This is a genomic window from Acidovorax sp. GW458-11-26-14-TSB4, from assembly GCF_059423865.1.
The window spans coordinates 1-1919 of the sequence record NZ_JBWKYR010000050.1; the positions used below are offsets into that span (position 1 = coordinate 1).

At 70.1% G+C, this 1919-nt stretch carries 1 protein-coding gene; it reads left to right on the top strand.

Annotated elements, in window-relative coordinates; genetic code table 11:
• On the top strand, positions 1–1919 hold a 1919-nt coding region (locus AC07X5_RS32600; protein ID WP_494773547.1), incomplete at both ends, for an Ig-like domain-containing protein.

Genomic DNA, 1919 nt, shown 5'->3' on the forward strand with positions numbered 1-1919 from the left:
AGCACGCTCGCCTTCTCTGCCGACACGGGCGCCAACACCAGCGACCTCAAGACCTCCGCCGCCAGCCAGACCCTGTCCGGCACGGTCAGCGCGAACCTGCTGTTCGGCGAGGTGGTGCAGATCTCGCTGAACAACGGCGGCACCTGGGTCGATGCCACCGCCGCCGAAGGCCAGACCACCTGGACCCTGGCAGGCCAGACCCTCGCCGGCAGCGACACCTTCAAGCTGCGCGTGGCCGATGCGGCCGGCAACCACGGGACCGAATTCACCAGCAGCTACGTGCTGGACACCACAGCGCCCACACCCACCCCAGGGGCCGCCACCCCCGCGGACAACGCCACCAGCGCCTCCATCACGGGCGCCATCGTGCTGCCCTTCTCCGAAGCGCTGAGCGCGGCGGACAGCAACACCAGTTCGGTGGCCTTGCGCGACGTGGCCACCGACACCCTGGTGGCCGCCACCGTCACCATCAACGGCAGCGGCCAGCTCGTCATCACGCCCGCAGCGGCCCTGTCCCCGGCAACCGCGTACTACGTCAACTGGGCCGCCGGCGCTCTCAAGGACGTGGTGGGCAATGCCGCAGCCGCCGTGGTCAATGAAACCACCTACAACTTCACCACCGCCGCCCCACCGGACGAAGGCCCGGGCCCCACGCCGCCTGGCCAGTCCACGGTGGATGGCACCACGGTGCAGACCGGTACCACCACCAATGCCAACGGCAGCACGACCACCACAACCACCGTGACCCCCGTGCCCGCCAACCGGCCCGAGGACCCCAACACGCCCAACAACCAGCTGGCCGACATCCCGCTGGCCAGCGCGAGCGGCGACACGGTGCTGCAGATCGGGCTGCCGGTGGGCATCGGTGTGGCATCGAGCGAGACCGCGGGCAACAACCTCACGCTGCGCGACAAGCTCATCGGTGCCAGCCAGCCGATCTCGCTGCCGGCGGACTTCACCCAACTGCTGCAGTCGGGCATCGACACCTTCGTGCCCGGCGTGCAGGACCAGGGCCAGGTCACGGTGCGCACCCTCACGCTGACCACGGGCGCGGGCGTGACGGCGGCGCCCGGGCAGCCCATCGTCATCACCGGCGGCAATGGCACGGGCGAGGGCGATGCCGCCCACCCCCAGCGCCAGGAGGCGCTGGTGATCGACGCGCGGCAACTGCCGCCGGGCACCGTGCTGCAGTTCGACAAGGTGGAGTTCGCCATCGTCATCGGCGCCGTGCGCGTGGTGGGGGGCGTGGGTGCGAACTTCGTGGTGGGCGATGGCGCGGCGCAGTTCATCGTGCTCGGCCCGGATGACGATGTGCTGCGCGGTGGCGGCGGCAACGACGTGGTGGGCAGCAAGGCCGGCAACGACAAGCTGTACGGCGATGAAGGCAACGACCGGCTGGTCGGCGGCATCGGCAACGACCACCTGGAAGGCGGCGCCGGCAACGACATCCTGGTCGGCGGTGCGAGCGATGCCGGCAACTGGCGCTTTGCGCTGGGAACCGACCACACGCTGCACGCCAGCTTCAGCTCTGTGGAGCCGGTGCTCAGCGAGCTGACGCAGGGCACCATCGTGGGCAACTGGCAGGGCGGCGTGGCCATCGACCCGCGCCTGGCCCTGGCCTACAACCAGGACTATGCCCGCCTGGAGACCACGGCCCTGCTGTTCCAGGGCCTCACGGGCCAGTTGCCGACGCTGCAGACGCAGAACGGCCTGTCCAGCCCCGAGTGGACCAAGGAAGTGCTGCTGCAAAGCGCCTGGAACTGGTACGAGAGCACCCTGCCGGCCGGCGCCAGCACGGCCGACAAGGCCAAGGCGCTGATCACCCAGACGGTGGGGGCATCGCTGGCCAGCGCGCAGAACGTGCAGATCGCCGTGGACTTCCTGGGGCAGGGCGGCACCTGGACGCAGGCGCTCGACTT